The organism is Capnocytophaga catalasegens, assembly GCF_026005215.1.
GTDB lineage: Bacteria > Bacteroidota > Bacteroidia > Flavobacteriales > Flavobacteriaceae > Capnocytophaga > Capnocytophaga catalasegens.
Window position 1 is genome coordinate 1 of sequence record NZ_BPMA01000026.1, and the last position, 1,045, is coordinate 1,045.

Below are 1,045 nucleotides of genomic sequence, written 5' to 3' on the forward strand. Positions count from 1 at the left end.
CGTATTGAAATGCTAACGCTTTGTTGCGATACCAACGAGCCGTGTGCGGTTTGAGTTCCGACAGTAGCTCATCTACTTCTTTTCTATGCTGGTCAAAGATTTTTTCAAGTGTCCAAATTGCCACCGAAACGATGTAAATCCACAATCGCCAAATAGCGGTTTTCGAGGTGGAATTTAGCTCGTCCAAAGCGGGTTCGCTTGCTTTGGCTTGGTAAATTTCTTGTTGTATGTCTTGTATGCTTCGTGCCATTAGCCTAATGTTTTTACAAGTTCTTTTTCTCGGTCTGATAATTCCCAGTAAATTGTTTCTTTTTTAGCTTTCATTCGTTTGGCTTTCATTCGTTCGGTAGCTTCATTACTCATAATAAAACCACTACCAAAAATAGTTTTTTTTAACAGTTTTTGAGCATCCATTCCTCGACAGAAGGAAACATCTTTCTTTTTGATTTCAATATTTACACCTTTTTCAACTATTTGAGAAATAGCACTTACAGTAATAATATTATCAGGATATTTGTAAGAGGGCAAACAGGCTTTGTTCTGCTCTTGCACCACTTTTAACCGCTGATGTAAATCCGCATCTCCCAAAATCTTCGTATCTCCAAAAAGATTTGAAACGAAAGAAGTCTTTACCTTTGCCCCGTTCTCATATGTTATCTCAGCACCAACTACAATCGCCGTATAGTCTTGGTCAGAGCTAAATAAGGTTAAGTGTGGGGCGAATAAAAAGAATTTAATCCCTCGTGATAGATAGAACCTAATGATTTGTGAGATGATAGAAAACGGCGGGTTGTCAATTACCACACAATTATCATCGTAGATTTCATTCTCATAGTCTCCGTCAGGGTAAAATGGTCTCAAAACCTTCATTCCTTCAATGTTACACTTCTCTTTGACATAATTAAACACTACATCATAGACTGCTGGAGGTGTGTAGCAGTCGTCAGTTGTTTTCTTTGGTTTGAATTTATCCACAAAATCCTGATATTCTTTATTCTCCATTTTTTAACTTACTTTAAAATCTAAATTTATCGCCCAAATGCTG

General features: G+C 37.1%; 1 protein-coding gene and 1 pseudogene. Both read right to left on the reverse strand.

All coding sequences use genetic code 11. The features are described 5' to 3' along the window. A pseudogene (locus OO775_RS08370) lies at positions 1 to 250 on the reverse strand (nucleotidyltransferase); the annotation flags it as partial. Then, the gene (locus OO775_RS08375; protein ID WP_264846632.1) at positions 250 to 1,002 is read right to left on the reverse strand and encodes a chromosome partitioning protein ParB; all 753 of its coding nucleotides are present in this window, start codon (positions 1,000 to 1,002) and stop codon (positions 250 to 252) included. The gene OO775_RS08375 and the pseudogene OO775_RS08370, both read right to left, overlap by 1 nt. Between the last annotated feature and the right edge of the window lie 43 nt (positions 1,003 to 1,045).